Origin of the sequence: Paenibacillus tyrphae, from assembly GCF_024158745.1 — a bacterium.
Taxonomy (GTDB): domain Bacteria; phylum Bacillota; class Bacilli; order Paenibacillales; family NBRC-103111; genus Paenibacillus_G; species Paenibacillus_G tyrfis_A.
In genome coordinates this window covers 130308-151806 of record NZ_JAMZAW010000016.1, presented here as the reverse complement: position 1 = coordinate 151806, position 21499 = coordinate 130308, and the positions used below count along the sequence as shown (strand labels likewise).

The following is a 21499-nucleotide window of genomic DNA, read 5'->3' as shown; positions in this document are numbered from 1 at the left end:
CAATAAATGGTACAGCCGTTTTGTCGGCATGAAGAATGGGAGGAAAACAATTGACCGTATACCATCTGTGCGATTGGGGCTGGGACGACCGGCGGGAGGAGGCGTTCGCCCCTTACCGTGAGGCCGGACACGAGCCCGGGCGCATCATTTTGGAGCATAAGCATGTTTACCGCGTGGTGACGGCCGGCGGAGAGCTGCTGGCCGAAGTATCGGGGCGGCTCCGGCATCAAGCGGCCGGCCGGGCCGATTATCCCGCCGTCGGCGATTGGGTGGCGCTGCAGGCGCGGGCGGAGGACGGACGCGCGATCGTGCACGCGGTGCTCCCGAGGGAGAGCAAGTTTTCGCGCAAAGCAGCCGGGTCGGCCGTCGAGGAGCAGATCGTCGCGTCCAATGTCGACACGGTGTTTTTGGTGCATGCGCTGAATGCGGATTTTAACGTGCGGCGGCTGGAACGCTACTTGACCTTATCCTACGAGAGCGGCGCGGCGCCTGTCGTGCTGCTCAGTAAAGCGGATCTGTGCGAGGACGTACCGGGCAAAATAGCCGATGTAGAAGCCGTGGCGCCGGGCGTCCCGGTGCATGCGATCAGTTCTGCACGAGGCGAAGGCTTGGATGCGCTGTCCGCGTATTTGAAGCCGGGACGGACGGTGGCGCTCCTCGGGTCCTCGGGAGCCGGGAAATCCACGTTGGCCAATATGCTTTACGGCGAGGCCATCTTGGACACCGGGGAGATCCGCGAGGGAGACGGACGCGGTCGGCATACGACGACCCACCGCGAGCTTGTGCTGCTGCCCGGGGGCGCGCTGCTGATCGATACGCCTGGGATGCGGGAATTGCAGCTGTGGGATGCGGAATCCGGCTTGGACGCCGCCTTCCGCGACGTGGATCTGCTTGCCGCGGGCTGCCGGTTCGGCAACTGTACGCACCAGGAGGAGCCCGGCTGCGCCGTCAAGGAGGCGCTGGAGAACGGCACGCTCGACCGGGGACGGTACCATAACTACGTGAAGCTGCAGAAGGAGCTGGCGTTCCAAGCCCGCAAGGAAGACAAGGGCTTGCAGCGGGCGGAGAAAGACCGGTGGAAGAAGCTCAACCAATCGATGAAAAAGCATCCGAAGCGTCCGTTGGATTAAATATGCCGTTCAAGGTCATACAAGGCCATACAAAGCCATACAAAGCCCATTCCCTTCGATAACCGGAGAGAATGGGCTTTGCGCTTGATTTTGCCGGACGAGTCTTTCATTTTCGACCGGTTCGGTATACAATCCAGAGACAGCTTCAAAATTAAGGGAGAACCGTATATGTGGACGAACCGGAACGTGTGGATTGTCCTGGCAGGGGAATTTATCGCCGGGCTTGGTTTGTGGATGTCGATTATTGCCAACTTGGAGTTTATGCAGCAGAAGGTGCCTTCGGATTTCATGAAGTCGCTTATTTTATTCGCCGGGCTGCTCGCCGGCGTGCTCTTCGGTCCGCTGGCCGGACGAGTCATCGACACGACCTCGAAGAAAAAGGTACTGCTGATCTCGGGCGCCGGACGCCTTGTCAGCGTCAGCTTTATGTTTGTTGCACTGTATTTCGATTCCATCTGGTGGATGGTGCTGTTCGCCGTGACGCTGCAAATATCGGCCGCGTTCTATTTCCCGGCACTGCAGTCCGTCATTCCGCTGATCGTGAAGGAGCGGGAGCTGCTTGCCTTAAACGGCGTACATATGAACGCGGGTACGATCGCGCGCATTCTGGGGACGACCTTGGCCGGGCTGATGCTGACCGTGATGAGTCTGAAGGGCTTGTATGTCGCCTCCTTCGTGGCTTATGTGGCGCTGCTTGCGTCTACCGCCTTCCTGAACGTGCCCGAGCCCGGCCTGCGGCAGGCGAAAGAGGCTGACGAAGGGGCGGCGGCTGTATCTCGTGGAGAGCCGGAGCAGGCCGAAAAGGGCCAGCGCGGCAGCGATCCGGCAGGGCAGGCGCCGCCGGCGGAGCAAAGCGGCTTCAAGGCGCTTCTGCCGCTGCTGCGTTCGGAGCCGACCGTGCTGACGGTGCTCTGGCTGACGCTGGTGCCGACGTTGTTCATCGGCGGCTTCAACCTGATGGTTATCAACATCAGCGAGCTGCAGCACGATGCGCAGGTGAAAGGGCTGCTCTATGCCGTGGAAGGGGTCAGCTTCATTCTGGCCGGTTTTCTGGTCAAGTGGATGGCCGACCGCGGCGGCTTGATGAACCGCCTGTTCCTGTTTGCGGCGATTGTGGCGGCGGCGCAGTGCCTGCTGTTTTTTGCCGATTCGAAGCTGTGCGCATTGCTTTCGTTCGGGCTGTTCGGCTTGGCGGCGGGCGGATTTTTCCCGGCGTCGGCGACCTTGTTCCAGAAGCAAATTCCGAAAGCGTACCACGGCCGCTTCTTCTCGTTCCGCAGCATGCTCGACCGCGTCGTGTTCCAGGTCGTTCTGCTGAGCACGGGGCTGCTGCTGGATTTGATCGGGTTGCAGCTCATGGTGCTGCTGTACGGGGTGCTGTCGTTTGTGCTCGTCGCCGTCTTTGCCGTTCGCGAAGCCAGATCGGCGAAGAAGGATCGGGCAGAAGCATCATTTTGATTGGAAATGAACGGAAAAGCCGGCTCTTGCGGATAGGCAGGAGCCGGCTTTTTGGGCTTTAATTTTTGCGCAAGCCGCGCTCCTCCCGGAGCGGGAAGCCCTCCAGGCGCAGCAGCCGCTTTTTGGCCTCCAGGCCGCCGAGGTAGCCGGTCAAGGAACCGTCCTTGCCGATCACCCGGTGGCAGGGCAGCACGATCGGCAGTGGATTGGCGCCGACGGCGGCACCGACGGGCCGGGCGGCCAGCGGCCTTCCCAACACCGCGGCCAGCTCCGCATACGTCCAGGTGCTTCCATACGGAATGAGCCGGAGCGCTTCCCAGACCTCGAGCTGAAAGGGGGTACCCCGCACGTCGAGCGGCAGGTCGAACGGGGTGCAGTCCCCCCGGAAATAAGCGGCGAGCGGCTCCATATAAGGGCGCAGCGCCTCCGCGCTTTCCACAAGCGCTGCACCGGGCCAGTGAATCCTCGCCCAAGCAGCCAGCGCCCCGGGCTTCTCGTTCGGGAAGCGAACGCGGCAAAGTCCCTGATCTGTCGCCGCGATTTTCAGCATCCAATCCCCGTCCCGATAGGTGGTCCAATAAACGTACTGCGTCTGCGTGTCCTCCACAGAACCGCGCGAAGTCGGCGAAGCGTTCCGCGCGTTGGAAACGGCGGCTGTATCTAACATGAACGTCCCTCCTCTGTTCTCTTCTTCGACGGATAGGAGCCCGAGGCTTCCTGCGCCTGCCGGTAGGCGGTCGGCGAGAGCCCGGTTCTTTTATGAAATACGGTCGAGAAATAAGCGGCGTTCGGAAAGCCCGTGCGAAGCGCCACTTCGGTCACCGTCTCGCCGGTTTCCTTCAGCCGCCGCTTGGCCGCCTCCACGCGGGTAGCCGCGATATACTCCGCAGGCGTGATCCCGGTCAGCCGCTTGAATGTGCGGTGCAGATGGTAAGGGCTGGCATGCTGCGCTTCCGCCAGCACGGCGAGGGTCAGCGGCTCCGCATAATGCGCCTCGATCCACTTGGCGGTATGCCGGATCCATTCTTCGTCCGGCATCCCCTTGCCGTCGGGACGGCATCGCTTGCAGGGGCGGAAGCCTTGATCGGCGGCGTCGGCCGCGCCGCGGAATATCCGCACGTGCTCCCTCTTCGGGGGCTTCGATTTGCAGGAGGGCCGGCAAAAGATTCCCGTGGTCTTCACGGCGTAAATCAATCGGCCATCGAGCCCGGCATCGTTGGAAATGATGGCGTTCCAGATATCGTCGGTTAACGCCGGCTCCGCTCGTTCGCGGTCCGCCGGCTGTTTATAAAGGTCAGTCATAGCGATCACCTCACGAGCTCAGTATACCCCGGCAGGTCCTGCGATGTAAGGGGGGACGAGTGAGAGCGCAAGATTTCAAAAGCGGAGAAGACCGGAGTATGGTAAAAAGGTAACATGAAGAAAAATAGCGCACGTTGGTTGGATAAAGGAGAGAATGGATGATGAACGAAGCACAGCTTGGGGCCGAGCTTGCATTTCAAGAAGGATGGAAGGACGGCGGACTCGAAGGGGAGCTTATTCCGCGGGGGTCTTTCCGGTTTTCCGCGGCTCTCGCCTACATGGCGAGATCGGAGAACGAATGCCTGTTTTACGTCGATCAAGATCAAGACCGCGTGTACAAATGGATCGAAGCGGGGAATGAGCGGGTGCTCGTCGAAATCTTCGGCGGTCCGGAGGATCGTACTGTGCGTCTGCGGTTTCTTGACGAAGCGGTGCATGGAGATCCGCAGGCTCGTCTGGCGGCGGCCCGCTATGTGTGGGAATGGTTCGACTTGGGGACGGATCTCGACGCGTTCTACCGGCTGGCTGAGAGCGACTTGCTGCTAGGGCCGTTGACGCACCGGTTTTACGGGCTCCGGTGCATCGGCATTCCGGATTTGTTCGAGGCGCTGTGCTGGGCCATTCTCGGGCAGCAGATCAATCTGACGTTCGCCTATACGCTCAAGCGGCGGTTCGTCGAGTCGTACGGCGCTTCCATGGCTTGGGACGGCCGGACCTATTGGACGTTTCCGACGCCCGAAGCAATTGCCGGACTATCGGTGGCCGACCTCACGCCGCTGCAGCTCACGTCCAAAAAGGCCGAGTACGTGCTCGAAACGGCGGCGCGCATGGCGGATGGCCGGTTGACTAAGGAGCATCTGCTCAGCTTGGCCGATGCGCAAGCGGTCGAACGTGAGCTGACTGCCATCCGCGGTATCGGGCCATGGACGGCCCATTACGTAATGATGCGCTGTCTCCGGCTGCCGTCGGCCTTTCCCGCCGGCGACGTCGGGCTGCAGAACGCGGTCAAGCATTTGTTCGGCATGGACAGCAAGCCGACGCCGGCTGAGCTGCAGCGGCTTGCGGCCGGGTGGAGCGGATTTGAAGCGTATGCGACCTTTTATTTGTGGAGGGTGCTGTACTGAGTTAAGCTTCCGCAGCGTCCTTGTCCCTGTGCCGGATCGAGGTCATGAACTCTTCCATCTCGCAGGCGGGCAAAGGCTGGCTGAGCAAATAGCCCTGCACGGTATCGCAGCCGATCTGCTTCAGCCGCGCCAGCTCCGCCTCTGTCTCCACGCCTTCGGCGACCGTCTTGAGTCCGAGCGCATGGGCCATGCCGACGATCGCTTGGACCAGAGCACGGTTGACCGGATCATGGTCCAGCCCGCGGATGAACGTCTTGTCGATTTTGAGCACGCTGAAATCAAACTTTTTCAGGTAAGCGAGCGCGGAATGACCGGTGCCGAAATCATCGATGGCTGTCCCGACGCCAATCCGGCGCAGCTCCTTCAGCAGCCGGATCGTCGCCTCAGCCTTCGTCAAGCCGACGCTTTCCGTAATTTCAATCTCCAATTGGGAAGGATCGACCTCGTGCCGCTGCAGGATCTGTCGGATGCGTTCAGGCAAATGAGGCCGGTGCAGCTGCCGCGCGGACAAATTGACGGCCACCTTGACCGGATAGCCCAGCGCCTCTTCCCACCGGACGTGCTGCAGGCATACATTCTCCAGCACCCATTCGTCCATATCCGCAATCATGCCGATTTCTTCGGCCACCGGGATAAACTCCTGCGGGCTGATCAGGCCCAGCACCGGATGGTTCCATCGCGTCAACGCCTCCAGCCCGACGAGGCGGCCCGAGCGGCAGTCCATCTGCGGCTGGTAGAACACTTCCAGCTCGCCGTTCAGCGCGGTGGCGCGCAGTCCGTTCTCCAGCACCAGCCGCCGGGGCAGCGTCTCGGTCCAATGGGGAGCGAACAAGCGGTAGCCGTTGCGCTGTTCCTTGGCCGCGTACATGGCGGAGTCGGCATGCTTTACAAGCGTTTCCAAGTCGCTTCCGTCTCTTGGGTACAAGCTGATGCCGATGCTGCCGGTGATGTACAAGTCGTGCGGCTCCACATGGAACTTCCGCGCCAGCTCCTTCAGCACGGTATCCGCGACGTCGGTCACCTCCTTCGGGTCCAGCAGCCCGGGCAAAATCACCGTGAATTCGTCGCCTCCAAGCCGGGATACGATCTGCGGCTCCCGGGTGCAGCGGCACAGCCGGTTTCCCGCTTGCACAAGCAGCCGGTCTCCGATTTCATGACCGAGTGAATCGTTAATGATCTTGAACCGGTCGAGGTCGATGAAGAGCAGCCCGACCATCGTGCCGCTTTGCTTCGCATCCAGCAGCGCCGCGTTCAGCTTGTTCTGGAAATGACGGCGGTTTGGCAGCCCTGTCAGCATGTCGTAATGGGCCAAATAACGGAGGTTCTCCTCCGCCTGAATACGTTCCGTAATGTCCGAAAAAATGCCGACATAGGTGCGGATATTCCCCTCGTCGTCTTTGACCGCTTTGATCGTCAGCCATTCCGGGTAAATTTCGCCCGTTTTGCGCTTGTTCCAAATTTCGCCTTGCCACCCGCCGGTCTCCCGGATGGAGGCCCACATCCTCATGTAAAACGCCCGATCCTGACGCCCCGATTGCAGCATGCTCGGCTTGTTGCCGATCGAATCTTTGGCCGTATAGCCGGTCACCGCAGTGAATGCGGGATTGACCGCCAAGATCGTGCCTTCCATATTGGTAATCATGATTCCTTCGTGAGACGATTCGAACACGCTGGCATGCATCCGCAGCGTTTGCTCGGCTTTTTTGCGCTCGGATATATCCGAGAAAATGCCTACGTAGTTGGCGATCCTGCCCGTCTCGTCCTTGACGGCGTTAATGATGAGCCATTCGGGGAACACGCCGCCGTCTTTCCGGCGGTTCCAAATTTCGCCCTGCCAGCTTCCTTGCTGACGGATCGAGGCCCACATGTCGTCGTAGAACGTCTTGTCCTGCTTGCCCGATTGGAGGATTCGCGGCGTTGCTTTGATGATCTCGCTTGCTTTGTACCCGGTCATGCGGGTGAAGGCTTGGTTTACATCCATGATCCGATTCTTGGCATCCGTGATCACAATGCCCTCCTGTGCCGCTTGGAACACCCGCGCATACAGCCGCAGATGCTTCTCCGAGCGTCTCCGCCGGTTCGCCTCCCGCAGCAGCCGGGCGTTGTAGCGGCGGAGAATGAAGTAGAATACGACCGAATTCAGCAGAAACAGCCCCCACCTCAGCAGCAGCGGCACGTCCGGCGTTCCGTAGCCCAGAGCGTCGAGCAAGCCTGACACCTTATCCACGGACAGATCGGCCAAAAAAATGAGCATTAAATTCGATATGATAAAAAACATCGTCAAGGAGTCCAAAACGGGCAGCTTGCCCCGGTTGGCGGATTTCATAGTACCTTCCACCTTTGTCGTAATATGGGTTTGTATCCGGAGGTGAAGCGGTCCCATTATACCAAGGGTATACCAGCCGCGCCTGGCCGCCTATGATGTAGATCACACAATTTCCCATAATGCTGCGACATTGTGTCCGTATTGCCTTGTTACTTTAAGGATGCGGGGAGACAAGCGGAAAGCCCCGACAATCCGGAGAGAAATAAGGAGTGTATGAACATGAAAACCATAGTAAAGTTCGGTACGATTGGCACTTTGCTGCTGGCAACGGCTTTCGGAGCGGTCGGTTCGGCGGCGGCCGAGACGGCGGCAGAGCTTCCGGCAGCCGTTCCCGCACAGAAGGTGGAGGGTGCGAAAAGAGTAGGCGTGCATCGCTTAAACGGTATGCTGCTGCAGCAGCCGGCACATGAGCGGGCTTATCTGAAGCTGCTGGCGAAGACGTATGCGCCGGAAAGCGTGGAGGCATGGAACCAGGCCATCGCGGAGCGGCAAGAGGTGGAGAAGGAGATGCCGAAGCTTCCGGCCATGCTTACCGTTACCCGTAAGGATAAGGCCGACTCGGATGCCAAAGACGATGCGGGCTTGAGCAAGGATGCGGTTGGAAAAGAGGGGCCGGTAAAAATCCGCGTTCTGGACACCGTGAACAAGGAGAATATCTCGGCGCAGCCGCTTCGCGTTGAAATTTTGACAGATGGCGCTGCGGCGGAAGGCCAGAAAACGATTGGCGTCGCGCTTGCGGATGATATAATGATAGCGGGGCCGTCCGAAGAGATGAAGCGTCAGGAGGCGCTGGCCGAAGCGGCGGAAGCCGGCAACGGGGAAGCGATCCGCGGGCTGCTGCCGCAGCTGCTCGACGATTACCGCAAGGAAACGGCCGAACTCAAGACGATGGCCGCGAAGCTCAAAGCGGAACTGCAAAAGACGGAAAGCAAGTAATCCGATGACATAAGGGCGTTCTCTCCGGCCTCTTCAGGCTGCAGACAAGCGCCCTTTTTTCCATTGGCGGGCTTAGGATAGCGAACATACAGGGGGATGGCAGATGTACCGTATTTTTTTGGTGGAGGATGAAGAGCATCTGAACGGGGTACTCACCGCTTACTTGGAAAGCGAGGGTTGGCAGGTGCGTTCGTTTCTGGATGGCGCAGAGGCGCGTCAGGCTATAGCGGAGCGGCCGGACTTGTGGATCCTTGACATTATGCTGCCCGGCATCGACGGGTACCAGCTGCTTCGCGAGATCAAGGCGGATCAGCCGCGGCTGCCGGCCATCTTCATCTCGGCGCGGGACGCGGATATCGACCGGGTCGTCGGGCTGGAGCTGGGGAGCGACGACTATATGGCCAAGCCTTTTTTGCCGCGGGAGCTAGTCATCCGTACGCGCAGGCTGCTTGAGCGCGCATACGGGGTCAGAGGACGGGAAGAACCCGCGGGAGCCGGGAGCCGCCCTCGGCTGTCCCTACCGCCTTATATGGTTGATGAAGGGGCGAGGGCGGTGACGGCGGAGGACGGGCAGCCGATAGAGCTGACTTCCAAAGAGTTCGATTTGCTGCTTTACTTTGCCCGGCATGCCGGGCAGGTGCTCGAACGGGAACAGGTGCTGGCGGGCGTATGGGGCGACGATTATTACGGTTCCGACCGCGTGGTTGACGATCTGGTCCGCCGGCTGAGGCGCAAGCTGCCGCAGCTGCGGCTGGAGACGGTATACGGATACGGGTATAGGATGGTGAAATCATGAGACATTGGCCGCTTTCCGTCAAGTTATGGGGCATTTTTACGGCCTTAACGATCAGCAGCTTCGCCCTGCTTGCCGTCTTGCTGCCGTGGCTGCTAAAAGGCTTTTTTACGGAGCAGCTATACGATATTTTGCTTGATTCGCAGCAGGCCGTCCGAATCGAACCGGCCGTCGCAACCGTAGCAGGGCCTCCGTTAGCGACAAACGCCGTGCCTCCGGTTCTTTCGCTGGATGTCATGCGCATCCCGGATCGTGAAATGAGCGAGATGAGGGTGCGCATCGCCTCCAAGCCCACATCCCAGGCAGAGACGGCTTTATCTGAAGTGGCGCGGACAAGCATTCTTGTGCAAGCGCCTGAAGGTCCGGCCGTAAAGCATATGATGATCATGAATCCGGGTGCAGCATCGGGCTCGATTGCGGCAACTGCCACGGTGAATCCGGCTGATCCTCTCATCAGGCTGGTCGAGCAGGATGCGCTGGTGCAGCAGGAGCCGGTCCAGAAGTACGCCCGCTATGTCGGGGATAAGCCGGTATTTTACGTGATCCGTAAGGAGCAGGTCGAAGGCAGCCCCGGCTTCATGGTATCGTACGCCTCGGGTAATTACCGCAACGATCTGGTCATGACGATGTTCGGCCGGCTGGCGATGCTGATGGTGGCGCTGATCGTTCTTAGCTGGCTCCCGTGTCTGGGGCTGGCCAAATATTTGACGCGTCCGCTCGTGCAGATGGAGCGGCATGTCGGCCGGCTGGCCAAGCGTGATTGGCACGAGCCCTTGGAAACCGGACGCAAAGACGAAATCGGCCGATTGGGCTCGGCCATCGAGACAATGCGCCAGCAGCTTGTGAGACAAGATAAGGCGCAGCAATTTTTCCTTCAAAACATCTCGCATGAGCTCAAGACGCCCGTCATGGTGATCCGCAGCTATGCCCAGTCCATTATGGATGGCGTGTTTCCGCGGAAAACGTTGGCAGGCAGCGTGGACGTCATTATGAAGGAATCGGAGCGGCTGGAGAAACGGATCCGCGACCTGCTTTATTTGAACAAGCTGAATTACTTTACGTCTCGGGAGAAGCCGCATCAGCCCTTCGATCTGAAAGCGCTGCTGGACGATACTGTGGAGAGGCTGCGCTGCCGACGCGCAGACATTGCATGGGAGGTAAATGCCCCGGAAGCGGTCATGCTCACCGGCGACCGGGAGCAGTGGAGCGTTGCGCTGGAGAATCTGACCGACAACCAGCTGCGGTATGCGCAAACCGGTATCCAGCTTGAAGTCAAGCCAGGAGCCGAAGAGGCCCCCGTCGTCCGTTTATGGAACGACGGGCCGCCGCTCGATGAGGAAACGGCGCAAAGCTTGTTCGAGCCGTTCCGGACCGGAGGAGACGGGCAGTTCGGCTTAGGTCTGGCCATCGTCAGGCAAATTGCCGCCAACCACGGCTATACGGCCCGGGCCGAGAATGAAGAGGGGGGAGTCGCCTTTTATTTGGAGCCGGACGCTTCGGTCTAATCGCGCCCTTGCGGAATAGTCGCATTACTTCCCAAGTCGATTGACCTGACGGTACGAATAAATTGGACTGGGAAAAGCACACATTTTGTCACATAGTCCAAACATGCCAAAGGGCGAGGCCATAGGATATAACATGTAAACGAAAGGAGGGACCGAACAATGGGTTTTGGTGGTTGCGGAACTGGCGGCTTTGGCGGCTGCGGAGGGTTTACTAGCACAGGTGTCATTCTCGTTCTCTTCATTCTGCTTGTGATCGTTCTTCGTTCCTTGTTCATCTAATTGCGAGCAACTCCCTGAAGATCCCGTTGACGGGATCTTTTTTTTATGCCTGCCCGCTGCTGGTGAAGCGGTATACATATAGGGGCTGTGGCGGTTAGAATGGAGAAAGAACCATTGCCGGAGAATGAACGGGGAAAGGAAGGCTGCGATGGTACAGGCCGTCATCTTATTTATTCTCGCGGGGCTGGCCGAGATCGGCGGAGGGTACCTTGTCTGGTTATGGCTCCGGGAAGGAAGGCCGATGGGCTACGGCATCGTCGGCGCGCTTATTCTTGTCGTGTACGGGGTTATTCCGACACTGCAAAGCTTTCCGAGCTTCGGGCGGGTGTATGCGGCTTATGGCGGCGTCTTCGTCGTCTTGTCGGTTCTGTGGGGCTGGGGCATCGACAAGAAAACCCCGGACCTCTACGACTGGCTCGGGATGAGCCTATGCTTGGCCGGGGTCGCCGTCATGCTGTACGCCCCGCGGTCCTAACGTGGCGTCCTGGGTGGAGAAAAAAAAAGCCTTTCGCAGCGGATGATCCATCCGGCGAAAAGGCTTCTTTGGGCTTGCGTTATTTTTTCGGGTCGAACGAGCTCTTCAGCGACACGATCCGGTTGAACACCGGGCGGCCCTCCGTCGAATGCTTCGGATCGACGTTGAAGTAGCCGTGGCGGAAAAACTGAAACTTGTCCTGAGGCTTCGCGTCCTGCATATTGTTCTCGACGAAGCCTTGCGCCGTTTCGAGCGACTTCGGATTAATATTGTCGAGGAACGAATCGCCTTCTTCCGCTTGCTCGTCGAGGATGAGTGGCTCGTACAGGCGGAATTCCGCCGGGACGGCTTGCGTCGCTTCCACCCAGTGAATCGTCCCCTTGACCTTGCGGCCGGTAAATCCGCTGCCGCTCTTCGTTTCGGGATCGTACGTGCAGTGCAGCTCCGTAACGTTGCCGTCCGCGTCCTTGATCACGTTCTCGCATTTGATAAAGTAGGCGTGCTTCAGACGCACTTCATTGCCGGGGAACAGGCGGAAGTAACCTTTGACCGGCTCCTCCATAAAGTCGTCCCGCTCGATATAAATTTCTCGCGAGAACGGGATTTGACGATGTCCCATTGCTTCGTTCTCGGGGTTGTTCTCCGCGTCCAGCATTTCCACTTGCCCTTCCGGGTAATTCGTGATGACCACCTTCAGTGGCTGCAGCACGGCCATCGTGCGCGGCGCCTTCAATTTGAGGTCCTCACGGATGAAATGCTCCAGCATCTTCTCGTCGACGATACTGTTGTTCGTCTTCACTACGCCGACTTCGCGGCAGAACGTACGGATCGCTTCCGGAGTATAGCCCTTGCGGCGCAGACCGGAGATCGTAGGCATCCGCGGATCGTCCCAGCCGTCGACGACGTTCTCGTCCACGAGCTGCTTCAGCTTCCGCTTGCTCATCACCGTATTGGTCAGGCTGAGGCGGTTGAATTCGTACTGCCGCGGCACGTTCTCCATCTCGCACTCCTGCACGACCCAATCGTACAGCGGACGGTGATCGGCGAACTCCATCGTACAGATGGAATGCGTGATGCCTTCGATCGCGTCCTCCAGCGGATGAGCATAGTCGTACATCGGATAAATGCACCACTTGTCGCCGGTATTATGGTGATGCGTATGGGAAATCCGGTACAGCACCGGGTCCCGCAGGTTGATGTTCGGGGAGGCCATGTCGATTTTGGCGCGCAGCACCTTCTCGCCGTTGGCATACTCGCCTTTGCGCATCCGCTCGAACAGGTCGAGATTTTCCTCCACGCTGCGGTCGCGGTACGGGCTGTTTTGGCCGGGCTCGGTCAGGGTACCCCGCGTTTCGCGGATTTGCTCCGCCGTCAGATCGCATACGTAGGCTTTGCCCTTGCGGATCAAGCGTACGGCGCGCTCGTACATTTCATCGAAAAAGTCCGAAGCAAAATACAGCTGCTCCCACTCGAAGCCGAGCCACGTGATGTCTTCCTGAATCGAGCGTACAAATTCCTCGTCTTCCTTCACCGGGTTCGTATCGTCAAAACGCAAATGCGTACGTCCGCCGAATTCGTCGGCGAGCTCGAAGTTCAGACAGATCGACTTCGCGTGCCCGATATGCAGGTAACCGTTTGGCTCCGGCGGAAAGCGGGTGACGATGGTATTAACTTTACCCGTGTTCAAATCTTCGATCACGATGTTTTTGATGTAATTGGAGGATGATGCAGAAGCCGGTTTCGTCGTGTCCAATGGGATCAACCTTTCTCACAAATTAGCTGTCAAAATCTATTACTCTCTATAATACACAAAATGGAGGGCAATTATAAATGGTTTTCCGTACGATTCTTTGAAGAAAGCCCTTACTTGACGGACTTTTATGTGTTTTACCATCCGAATCTTGGGCGGTATCTATGAAAATGGGAGGGATTTTCTCTCTTCTACAAGAGATGGTGCAAAATCCGCACCTTGCGGCCAAGAGAACATAAGGTGGAAAGAAGGGGGAAATGCATAGAAAGGAGAGAGTCATTGTGAAAACGAACCATGGAAAAGAAACGAACCGTCTCGTAACGGTACCGGTGCTGCGGAAGACGCTGGCCGCCATGATTCCGTTTTATCGGAGGATTGCTTCGGACCCCGCTTATGCCTCGGCGTGGACCCGGGGCGTGCGCCGTGCGGATCTGGATACGCTGATTCGGCTGTTTCGGCAAGTCGGCTTACCCGAGCGGAGATATGCGTCGTTGTCTACGAACGGCATCGGCTACTTCGTCGATTTCGACGCGCCGAAGCCGATTGTGCTGTACTCGAACGCCACCACGATTCGTCCGGGGACGACGCAGTTTTATTTTAACACCAAGGTTCACCGCGCCATCGCCAAGGCGATTTTGCCGCTCTATCAAGAAATCGTCAACAACCGGCCGTTCGCCTGCATCGTCGTCCGGGCGATCCGCAGCGGCAACCGAGCGCTGCTGGACCGGGTGGTTCGCAGCATTGTCGCGACCCCTCATCTGCGCTCCGTCTCCATCGAAAGCTCAGGCTTCCGGCTCGGCTTCAAATACGCGGCCAGTCCGTTCCGCTTCGACAACCTGACCTTTGGCGGCGAGCCTTAACCTTCATGGCGGCAAAAGGTACGCATAACGGCAAACCCCCTACGTCCGGGCGAGAGGCCGCCGGTCGCAGGGGATTTCTGGTGAGGATATCAGATTAGAGCAGAGCCGAGGCCGCCGACTGCTTCTCCTCATACTGCAGCAGCAGCGCTTCGGCTTTGTGCAAATCTTTGGCGTGCACATCAAGCTTCAAGCTTTCGGGGTGATGGAGATCGACGGCTTCGGCCGCCGTCTGGATCGCGCTCAGAGCCGCATCGGTATCGGATTTCACCCGGCATTTCACCTGCTTCGACCGTAAGAAGGCGTGCCTCGCTTGAAGGTCGCGGGCTTCGTGCCCGGAAGCGGCCATTACCGTTTTCCACTGCGCGGAGCGGCTGTATAGCAGGTACATCGCGGCAAGGACAATCAACAGGAACAATAAACCTCCCATTACCATTAGAAACACCACCTTCGTCTAATTGGATTTTGCGGACGGAGGACTGCCGGTAGTCTGGGGCGGGCGGACGCTTGCTTGCCATTACCCGTTTCCGGCCGGGTTGAAACATGGATTTTTTTGCCTCGACGCCGAACAAGCCGGCTATCGGTTCGGCGACCGATGCCGGCTTGCTGTAAGTCTATTTTAAGGTTTTAAGCATTAGAACGGCTTACACGGTCTGCGCGGCGAAAAATCGCGGCAAGAACGCTTTGTTCTGCTCCAGCATCTCATCCAGCATCGGCTCCGCTTTGTTGACCGAGGTCACGAGCGGATGGTGGGCGAGCGCTTGCAGCGCAAGTCCGCGGTCGCCGGAGACGGCGGCGGCAATGGCGAGACGTTCGTACGTTTTCACCGCATGGATCAAGCCCTTGGCGGCTTCCGGCACGACCGAGACCGGCAGCGGAATCGGCCCCTGCTTCGTGACGACGCAGTTGACCTCGATGCAGGCGTCCGCCGGCAGGAAGTCGAGGATGCCCTGGTTGCGGACGTTCAGCGTCTGAAGGTCGCGCGTATCGTTGTACAGCGACGTCATCAGCTTGACGGCGGCCTCCGAGTAGTATGCGCCTCCGCGCTTCTCAAGCTGCTTCGGCTTCTCGGCCAGATCCGGATCCTTGTACAGCTCGAACAATTCGTCCTCCAGTCGCTTCACCACTTCGGCGCGGGTGCCTTCCCGGGCGGACGATTCAATCTGGTCGGCCAGCATCTCTTCGGTCAAATAAAAATACTTCAAATAGTATGTGGGAATAGCACCGAGCGAACGGATGAACGACGCGTTCCATTCGTACTGCGGGACGTTTTTGGCGGAATAGCCGTCGCGGTTCGCCAGCAGCTCTTCCAGCTTCGATTCGCCGTCGATCCGCACCTGCGTGACCCAGTGCAGGTGATTCAAGCCGACGAATTCGGCGTAGATGCGCTCCATCGGCACCTCGTAGAGGCCGGTCAGCCACTTGTACACCCCGATCGGCGAATTGCAGATGCCGACGGCCCGAATGTTCGAATGGTGGAGGATCGCTTCCGTCACCATCCCGGCCGGATTCGTGAAGTTCAGCATCCAGGCGTCCGGGCACAGCTCCTCCATATCCTTGGCGATGTCCAGTAGTACGGGAATTGTGCGCAGCGCCTTCATCATGCCGCCCGGACCGGTCGTTTCCTGGCCGATCATGCCGTAGCGCAGCGGAATCGTCTCGTCCCGGATGCGCGCTTCCAGCAGCCCGACGCGCAGCTGCGTCGTGACGAAATCGGCGCCCGCCAGCGCTTCCCGGCGATTGGTCGTCAAGCGGACCGTGATCGGCAGCTTCGATTTCTCCACCATGCGCTGCGCCAGTTGTCCGACGATGCGCAGCTTGTGCTCCCCTTCCGGGATATCGACCAGCCACAGGTCCGTGACAGGAAAACGGTCATGATGCACAATAAATCCTTCGATCAGCTCCGGCGTGTACGACGACCCGCCGCCGATCACGACGACTTTCAAGCCTTTGGTTTCAGCCACCTGCAAGCACTCCCTTCAAATCGGATATGCGTCGGACTTGCTCCTGCACCGGCTCGGAGACGGTCGCGCCGTCTTTCTCCATAGCCAGCAAGATCGCACCGACCACCGGCTCCACACCCAGCACCTGAAGCTGGCAGTCCGGAGCTTCCGGCTGCACCAGTTCTACGATATACGGATGAATGAATTGCCCGTCACCCCGGGTCAGCACACTGCCCGCAAGCACCAGATCGAAGGTTTCCCTCTGCATCCCCAGACGCCGGATGACCGCCCGGGCCGCCAGCCCGAGCTCCATTCCCTGCATGCGGAGGATGCGGGCGGCCACGCGGTCTCCGTGGGCGGCTGCTTCGAATAGCAGCGGCGTCAGTTCAAACGGGATGGGCAGCGCATGGTCCAGAAAATGATGGAACATATGTTCGACAGAGGGGTAGTCGAGCTCCTTCGTGACCAAAGCGGTCAGCAGCGTCTCTTCCTCGCGGCCTTCCCATGCCCGGATGACTGCGCGGAACGCTTCCGCCGCCAAGTCCCCGCCGCCGCCGAAATCGCCGTACGGGTAGCCGAAGCCGCCGCATTGATACATCTCGCCCGCAGGGGAGACGCCGACGCAGTTCGTGCCGCTGCCGCAAATCGCCACGACGCCGTACGGCTTCGATGTGCCGGCGCGCAGGGCGATGACGGTGTCGCAGACGACGTCGGAGCCGGGCAGTCCCAGCTCGGCGATCATCGGCCGCAATATGCGGAAGTCGGCTTCGCGGTCGGCGCCTGCCAGCCCGAAGCAGGCCGCGGCAATGTCCTGCTCGCGCAGGCCGGCTTGGCCAAGCGCTTGAGCGACGGCTTGGCAGATGCTCTGCGCGGCCGTATCGCGGTCAATCTGATGGTTGCCGGGGCCGCCTTTGCCGGCTGCGACCAACCGGCCCGTTTCGTCGGTAATGACGGCATACGTTTTGCTGCCGCCGGCATCCATCCCCAAGTAGTATTTCAATGTACTCCACTCCCGTCCTATAGAGCCAGCTACGGTGTGGGGGAATAAGGCGACGTGGATTCTCTCACGATCAATTCCGGCTTCAAGCAGACCGAAGTGTTCCGTTTCATGGAGCCGTCGATCAGCTTGAGCAGCAGGCGGACGGCCTGCTGTCCCATCTGCTCCATCGGCTGTCTGACGGTCGTAAGCCGCGGATGAATATCGGCGGCGAACACTTGATCGTCATACCCGACGATCGAAAGATCGCGCGGAATGCGGTACCCTTCGTCCCGGAACGCATCCATGACGCCGAGCGCAAGGCCGTCTTCTCCGGCGAAGACGGCCGTCGGCACGTTCCCGCTGCGCAGCCATTCCTTGGCGACGTCGAAGCCGCTGCGGATGTTGAATTCGGTGCAGGCCACGGCCAGCGGCGTCAGTCCCGCTTCGGCCATGGCCGCTTCGAATCCGCGTCTGCGCTCCCTGGCGCTGAGAAACAGCTCCGGCCCGCTCACGTGCGCGATGCGCGTATGTCCCAGGCTGATCAAATGCTTGGTCGCCTCGTAGCCGCCTGTATAGTTGTCCACATTCACCGTAGTGGCATTTGTTTTTTCAATCTGATTATCGATAATAACAAACGGGATTTTCTTCCGTTTGAGCTCCAGCACATACTGCTCTTCTTCCATGGGTGACAGCACGATGATGCCGTCGACCCGGTCTTCCTGAAACAAAAAGTTGGTCGGCTTCAAACCGCCGTTCGGAGAGGAGCACACGTTCAGCGCCAAAAAATAACCGTTCTCCTCCAAGGCTTCGTTCACGGCATGCACGATGCCGTCGAACACTGAATCCTGCAGGGTGATCAGCGTCAGGCCGATTAGTCCCGTCGACCCCCGCGCCAGATTGCGGGCGGCGGCATTAGGCCGGTAATCCAGCTCCTGAATGGCCTGTAGCACCTTCTGACGGTTGCTCTCCCGAACAGTGGGCGAATTGTTAAGCACCTTCGACACGGTCACAAGTGACAGTCCCGATTTTTTTACGACGTCCCATATGCTTACTTTTTTCATGATTAGATCAAACTCCCGGATCGGTATTCATTCTTATAAGCAATAGTATACCATAGCTCCGAATGGCCCCTCCGCAAGGAGAGGCCGGGGTGCAAGGGGAGTTGTGGCGCGGCAGGGTCAGAAGGCTTGAGCGCTTACTTTTTGGCTTTGTCGGCGTTTTTCTCCTTCAGCAGGTCGTTCACCTTTTTCTCCAACTGCGGGCTGACTTCGGCCACGGTTTTTTGCCCGTTGTCCACAAGATCCAACTCGTTCTTGACGATGTTCAAAATCTCGGAGTAGTGGGTAATCAAATGATTATACGATTCGACGCCGTATTTCAGGCCGCCTTCGACGACGTTCTTCATATCTTTGGCGTCGATCGCCGGGCTGTAGAGACTAAAATACTTTTCCGCCGCCTGCTGATTGGCCGGAGGCGTGCCGCCGCTCAGCTCGATCGACTTTTCCTGGATGTCCTTGCCGAGCTGGAATTTGATCCATTCGTACGCTTCCTTCGGATGCTTGGAATCCTTCAGGATGAGAAGCGGGTCGACATACAGCACGTTGCGGTTCTTGTCGCTGCCGCTGTACGGGACGGCGGCCACGCCGACCTTGAAGCTGTAATCCTTGACCGAGGCGAGAATCCAGGCCCCGGCGACAGACATCCCTATGCGCCCGGTGGCGAACGGATCGCCGCCTTGCCCGGCGACGGCCTTGGTGAATTCCGGCGACGGCATCACCTTGTCCTTCAGGATCAGGTCGGACAAGCGCTGGTTGATTTTGACGACCTCCGGCGAATTGAAGTGGAAGGACGTCGCATGGCCGCCGTTCGTCCACGTATCATCGGAGTAGACTTTGGCTCCGAAATACACCGGACGCATATCCTTCTCGCCCCAGACCCAGTCCATGCCGAACTCCACTTTCTCAAAATCGTCGCTCGGCTTGCTCAGCTTCTTGGCGGTTTCGACCATTTTGTCGAACGTCCATGACTTGTCTTCGTAGTCCGACGGCGGGTACGGAACGCCTGCTTTATCGAACATGTCCTTGTTGTAGAGGAGCATCGTCACGTAGCTGTAAACCGGGATGCCGTAGTTTTTGCCGTCGATTTTGTAGATGTCCATCAGGTTGTCGGGAATGCCGTAGTCGGACGCTTTGAAGTTGTCCTCTTTCATCAGGTCGGTCAGGTCGCGCAGCAAGCCCTTGTCGTAATACTCGATGAAGCCGCCTTCGCCCCAATGCGAGGTGATGTCGGGAGCCGTGCCGGCGGCAATCATCGCTTGCAGCTTCGAATCGAATTCCTCGTAAGGCGTCTTCATGATCTTGACCTTGATGTTCGGGTGCTTCGCCTCGAATTCCGGAATGAGCTTCTCGACATAGGTTTTATCCGGAAGATCGGGAACGAACTGCGTGATCGTGACCGTGGAGTCCCCCTTGGACCCGCCATCCTTCGTGTCGCCTGAGCAAGCCGGCAGCAGTACTGCGCCTGTCAGCAGAATCGCGCCAAGACAAGCCGTCTTGTTTCTTTTCATCTTTCCTCACTCCTTCATTTGGTGACCCCGCAGACGGGTTATTCATTTCACTCCGGTCAGCACGATGCTTTCTACGAAATATTTTTGTGCGACGGAGAATAAAACCAGGATCGGAACGAGAGCCAGAACGGCCGACAGCATGACAAGGTTCCACGGCACCAGCCGGGTGGCGGACGAATACATCGCGGTCATGCCGATCGTCAGGGTGAAATGCTCGGACGAGTTCAGGTACAGCACCTGCCCGAGCAGATCGTTCCAACTGTACATGAAGGCGAAGATCGCGACGGTCGCCAGCACGGGACCGGAGAGCGGCAGTGCGATGTTCCACCACTGGCGCCACTCGGAGCAGCCGTCGATTTTGGCCGCGTCGTACAGTTCGTTCGATAACGAAGTGAAGAACTGCCGGATGAGGAAGATGTTATAGGCGGAGCCGAAAAAGGCAGGGACGGTAATCGGCAGAATCGTGTCCATCCACCCGAGATTTTTGAACAAAATGAACTGCGGAATCATCAGCGCCGGATACGGAATCATCATCGTGCTGAGCAGAAACAGGAACAGCACATTTTTCCCCCGGGCGTTATAGCGCGCGAACCCGAATGCGACGAGGGACGACGAAAGCACGGTCCCGATGACGCTGAAGAAGGCGATCAGCAGGCTGTTTTTGTACCACAGGCCGTACTGGTATTGAGTGAACAGGTTCTTGAAGTTGCCCCAGGCGAACTGCTCCGGGATGAGTCTGGGCGGGAATTTGAGCACTTCCGCCTGCGACTTGAACGCGGTCGAGAACATGTTGAGCGTCGGGAAAATCATGATGACCGCGATGACGATCAGCAGCAGAAAGACCAGCCACTCGAACGGGGTCGTTTTGCGTTTGCCGCCCGTTTGCCGAATCGAACGCTTCTGCGTTACGGTTGCCGTACTCATACGCCGCCGCCTCCTTCATAATGAACAAGCTTCCGGGATACCCTCATGATCAGGAACGTCATGAGCATGATCACGATGAGCAGCAGCCAGGCCATGGCCGAAGCGTAGCCCATCTTGAAAAACTTAAAGCCGTTCTGCCACAGGTAGTACACGTAAAACTGGGTGGCGTAGTGCGGCCCGCCCTTGGTCATGACGAACGCCTGCGTAAACACCTGGAACGAATCGATAATGCCCATGATGAGCTGGAACAGCACGACGGGCGAAATCATCGGCAGCGTGATGCGCCAGAGCGACTGCCACCGGGTGACGCCGTCGATCTTGGCGGCTTCGTATAGGATCGGAGGCACGCCCTGAAGTCCGGCGAGGAAGATGACCATGCCGGCCCCGGCGCTCCACATCGTCATAATGATCATAGAAGCCAGTGCCCAGTTGCTGTCTTCGAGCCATTTGGGCCCGTCGATCCCGAGCAGGCCGAGCGCCCAGTTGAACATGCCAATCTTGGAGTTGAACACCCACAGCCAGACGAGCGACATAGCCACGCCGGAGATCATGCTGGGGAAATAGATGGCGGTCCGGAAAAACCGGCGGAACGGAATTTTCTGATTGACCAACACCGCCAAAAACAGCGAGAGCAGAAGCTGCAGCGGTACGCTAAATATCGTGAAAAGCACCGTCGCTTTTACCCCGCGCCAGAACAGATCGTCCTGAAACATCTTGGTGTAGTTCTGCAGGCCGACCCACTTCGGCGGGCTGGTGATGTTGTATTCCGTGAAGCTGATGTAGAGCGAATACAGAATCGGGTACAGCGTGAATATTGCCGCTCCGATCAGCCACGGCGAAATAAACAGGTAAAAATATTTGGTCTCCCGTCTGCGTGCCCCCTGCCGCATGGGCAATCCCTCCTTAAAGTATAAACGTTTATATTTTTGCTGAATTAAGGCACGCCCCCTGCCGGCCGGTGCAAAGCCGCTCGTCCGGTTCTGCGCAACATAAAATTGACTTTTTCTTAATGATTTTCTGAAAAGTTTTGCCGGTTAAACTAGGATGTTGTTGAAACGAGGGGGAATTGCGGATTGCACCGAAGCTTTAAAATTATAAACGTTTATATTTTTATACGCCTATAGTAATCGTTTTCAAGGATGGCGTCAATCC

The 21499-nt window shown here is 58.3% G+C and carries 20 protein-coding genes; 9 read left to right on the top strand and 11 right to left on the bottom strand.

The features are described 5' to 3' along the window. Positions 1-50 precede the first annotated feature (50 nt). Both rsgA and NI000_RS23455 read left to right on the top strand, forming a co-directional pair. Positions 51-1130, top strand: a complete 1080-nt coding sequence (gene rsgA / locus NI000_RS23460; protein WP_253413813.1) for a ribosome small subunit-dependent GTPase A — start codon at positions 51-53, stop codon at positions 1128-1130. 168 nt (positions 1131-1298) lie between these two features. Beyond that, entirely contained in the window at positions 1299-2588 is a 1290-nt protein-coding gene (locus tag NI000_RS23455) for an MFS transporter (RefSeq protein ID WP_253413812.1), read from the top strand. A gap of 58 nt (positions 2589-2646) precedes the next feature. Here the strand turns inward: NI000_RS23455 and NI000_RS23450 are convergent, their stop codons facing one another. Then, positions 2647-3255, bottom strand: a complete 609-nt coding sequence (locus NI000_RS23450; RefSeq protein ID WP_253413811.1) for a methylated-DNA--[protein]-cysteine S-methyltransferase — start codon at positions 3253-3255, stop codon at positions 2647-2649. Next, positions 3249-3890: a bifunctional transcriptional activator/DNA repair enzyme AdaA gene (locus tag NI000_RS23445; protein ID WP_253413810.1), complete on the bottom strand. Its 642-nt coding sequence runs from the start codon at positions 3888-3890 to the stop codon at positions 3249-3251. The genes NI000_RS23450 and NI000_RS23445 overlap by 7 nt, the downstream gene beginning before the upstream one ends. Positions 3891-4048: 158 nt before the next feature. Between NI000_RS23445 and NI000_RS23440 the strand changes: the two genes are divergently transcribed. Next, positions 4049-5014, top strand: coding sequence for a DNA-3-methyladenine glycosylase family protein (locus tag NI000_RS23440; protein WP_253413809.1), 966 nt, complete (start codon positions 4049-4051; stop codon positions 5012-5014). A 1-nt stretch (position 5015) separates the two neighbouring features. Here NI000_RS23440 and NI000_RS23435 read toward each other — a convergent pair whose 3' ends face one another. Then, positions 5016-7340, bottom strand: coding sequence for a bifunctional diguanylate cyclase/phosphodiesterase (locus NI000_RS23435; protein WP_253413808.1), 2325 nt, complete (start codon positions 7338-7340; stop codon positions 5016-5018). A gap of 219 nt (positions 7341-7559) precedes the next feature. Here NI000_RS23435 and NI000_RS23430 point away from each other — a divergent pair, with 219 nt between their 5' ends. The 5 genes from NI000_RS23430 to NI000_RS23410 all read left to right on the top strand — a co-directional run bounded on the left by NI000_RS23430 (position 7560) and on the right by NI000_RS23410 (position 11328). Further along, positions 7560-8276: a hypothetical protein gene (locus NI000_RS23430; protein WP_253413807.1), complete on the top strand. Its 717-nt coding sequence runs from the start codon at positions 7560-7562 to the stop codon at positions 8274-8276. A gap of 103 nt (positions 8277-8379) precedes the next feature. Continuing rightward, a complete protein-coding gene (locus NI000_RS23425) occupies positions 8380-9072 on the top strand; it encodes a response regulator transcription factor (protein WP_253413806.1) in 693 nt (230 codons plus the stop codon). Beyond that, the gene (locus tag NI000_RS23420) at positions 9069-10574 is read left to right on the top strand and encodes a sensor histidine kinase (protein WP_253413805.1); all 1506 of its coding nucleotides are present in this window, start codon (positions 9069-9071) and stop codon (positions 10572-10574) included. The genes NI000_RS23425 and NI000_RS23420 overlap by 4 nt, the downstream gene beginning before the upstream one ends. 159 nt (positions 10575-10733) lie before the next feature. Next, positions 10734-10853 carry a sporulation protein YjcZ gene (locus tag NI000_RS23415; RefSeq protein WP_253413804.1) on the top strand — a complete coding sequence of 40 codons (120 nt, stop codon included), beginning with the start codon at positions 10734-10736 and terminating at the stop codon, positions 10851-10853. A 148-nt stretch (positions 10854-11001) separates the two neighbouring features. Further along, positions 11002-11328, top strand: a complete 327-nt coding sequence (locus NI000_RS23410; protein WP_054974749.1) for a YnfA family protein — start codon at positions 11002-11004, stop codon at positions 11326-11328. 79 nt (positions 11329-11407) lie between these two features. Here NI000_RS23410 and NI000_RS23405 read toward each other — a convergent pair whose 3' ends face one another. Next, positions 11408-13081, bottom strand: a complete 1674-nt coding sequence (locus NI000_RS23405; protein ID WP_253413803.1) for a glutamine--tRNA ligase/YqeY domain fusion protein — start codon at positions 13079-13081, stop codon at positions 11408-11410. A 278-nt stretch (positions 13082-13359) separates the two neighbouring features. Here NI000_RS23405 and NI000_RS23400 point away from each other — a divergent pair, with 278 nt between their 5' ends. Further along, complete coding sequence (locus tag NI000_RS23400) at positions 13360-13938, top strand: hypothetical protein (RefSeq protein WP_253413802.1); 579 nt, start codon at positions 13360-13362, stop codon at positions 13936-13938. A 94-nt stretch (positions 13939-14032) separates the two neighbouring features. Here the strand turns inward: NI000_RS23400 and NI000_RS23395 are convergent, their stop codons facing one another. From NI000_RS23395 to NI000_RS23365, 7 genes are all read right to left on the bottom strand, one after another. After that, positions 14033-14365 carry a hypothetical protein gene (locus NI000_RS23395; RefSeq protein ID WP_253413801.1) on the bottom strand — a complete coding sequence of 111 codons (333 nt, stop codon included), beginning with the start codon at positions 14363-14365 and terminating at the stop codon, positions 14033-14035. Between the two features lie 214 nt (positions 14366-14579). Further along, positions 14580-15899, bottom strand: a complete 1320-nt coding sequence (locus NI000_RS23390; protein ID WP_253413800.1) for a 6-phospho-beta-glucosidase — start codon at positions 15897-15899, stop codon at positions 14580-14582. Next, positions 15892-16878 carry an N-acetylglucosamine kinase gene (locus NI000_RS23385; protein ID WP_253413799.1) on the bottom strand — a complete coding sequence of 329 codons (987 nt, stop codon included), beginning with the start codon at positions 16876-16878 and terminating at the stop codon, positions 15892-15894. The genes NI000_RS23390 and NI000_RS23385 overlap by 8 nt, the downstream gene beginning before the upstream one ends. 29 nt (positions 16879-16907) lie before the next feature. Continuing rightward, positions 16908-17918, bottom strand: a complete 1011-nt coding sequence (locus NI000_RS23380) for a LacI family DNA-binding transcriptional regulator (RefSeq protein ID WP_253413798.1) — start codon at positions 17916-17918, stop codon at positions 16908-16910. A gap of 134 nt (positions 17919-18052) precedes the next feature. Then, on the bottom strand, positions 18053-19423 hold the full coding sequence (locus tag NI000_RS23375) for an ABC transporter substrate-binding protein (protein WP_253413797.1): 1371 nt from the start codon (positions 19421-19423) through the stop codon (positions 18053-18055). A 42-nt stretch (positions 19424-19465) separates the two neighbouring features. Further along, positions 19466-20347: a carbohydrate ABC transporter permease gene (locus NI000_RS23370; protein ID WP_253413796.1), complete on the bottom strand. Its 882-nt coding sequence runs from the start codon at positions 20345-20347 to the stop codon at positions 19466-19468. Further along, positions 20344-21237 (bottom strand): carbohydrate ABC transporter permease, encoded by an 894-nt coding sequence (locus NI000_RS23365; RefSeq protein ID WP_253413795.1) that lies wholly within the window; start codon positions 21235-21237, stop codon positions 20344-20346. Before NI000_RS23365 ends, NI000_RS23370 begins: the two co-directional genes overlap by 4 nt. Positions 21238-21499 lie beyond the last annotated feature (262 nt).

What these genes read in the sequence shown, in the direction of transcription:
- NI000_RS23375 (WP_253413797.1), bottom strand. Translation starts at nt 19,423, where the DNA reads ATGAAAAGAAACAAGACGGCTTGTCTTGGCGCGATTCTGCTGACAGGC.
- NI000_RS23455 (WP_253413812.1), top strand. Translation starts at nt 1,299, where the DNA reads ATGTGGACGAACCGGAACGTGTGGATTGTCCTGGCAGGGGAATTTATC.
- NI000_RS23380 (WP_253413798.1), bottom strand. Translation starts at nt 17,918, where the DNA reads ATGAAAAAAGTAAGCATATGGGACGTCGTAAAAAAATCGGGACTGTCA.
- NI000_RS23445 (WP_253413810.1), bottom strand. Translation starts at nt 3,890, where the DNA reads ATGACTGACCTTTATAAACAGCCGGCGGACCGCGAACGAGCGGAGCCG.
- NI000_RS23420 (WP_253413805.1), top strand. Translation starts at nt 9,069, where the DNA reads ATGAGACATTGGCCGCTTTCCGTCAAGTTATGGGGCATTTTTACGGCC.
- NI000_RS23395 (WP_253413801.1), bottom strand. Translation starts at nt 14,365, where the DNA reads ATGGGAGGTTTATTGTTCCTGTTGATTGTCCTTGCCGCGATGTACCTG.
- NI000_RS23410 (WP_054974749.1), top strand. Translation starts at nt 11,002, where the DNA reads ATGGTACAGGCCGTCATCTTATTTATTCTCGCGGGGCTGGCCGAGATC.
- NI000_RS23450 (WP_253413811.1), bottom strand. Translation starts at nt 3,255, where the DNA reads ATGTTAGATACAGCCGCCGTTTCCAACGCGCGGAACGCTTCGCCGACT.
- NI000_RS23435 (WP_253413808.1), bottom strand. Translation starts at nt 7,340, where the DNA reads ATGAAATCCGCCAACCGGGGCAAGCTGCCCGTTTTGGACTCCTTGACG.
- NI000_RS23370 (WP_253413796.1), bottom strand. Translation starts at nt 20,347, where the DNA reads ATGAGTACGGCAACCGTAACGCAGAAGCGTTCGATTCGGCAAACGGGC.
- NI000_RS23415 (WP_253413804.1), top strand. Translation starts at nt 10,734, where the DNA reads ATGGGTTTTGGTGGTTGCGGAACTGGCGGCTTTGGCGGCTGCGGAGGG.
- NI000_RS23425 (WP_253413806.1), top strand. Translation starts at nt 8,380, where the DNA reads ATGTACCGTATTTTTTTGGTGGAGGATGAAGAGCATCTGAACGGGGTA.
- NI000_RS23430 (WP_253413807.1), top strand. Translation starts at nt 7,560, where the DNA reads ATGAAAACCATAGTAAAGTTCGGTACGATTGGCACTTTGCTGCTGGCA.
- NI000_RS23365 (WP_253413795.1), bottom strand. Translation starts at nt 21,237, where the DNA reads ATGCGGCAGGGGGCACGCAGACGGGAGACCAAATATTTTTACCTGTTT.
- NI000_RS23440 (WP_253413809.1), top strand. Translation starts at nt 4,049, where the DNA reads ATGATGAACGAAGCACAGCTTGGGGCCGAGCTTGCATTTCAAGAAGGA.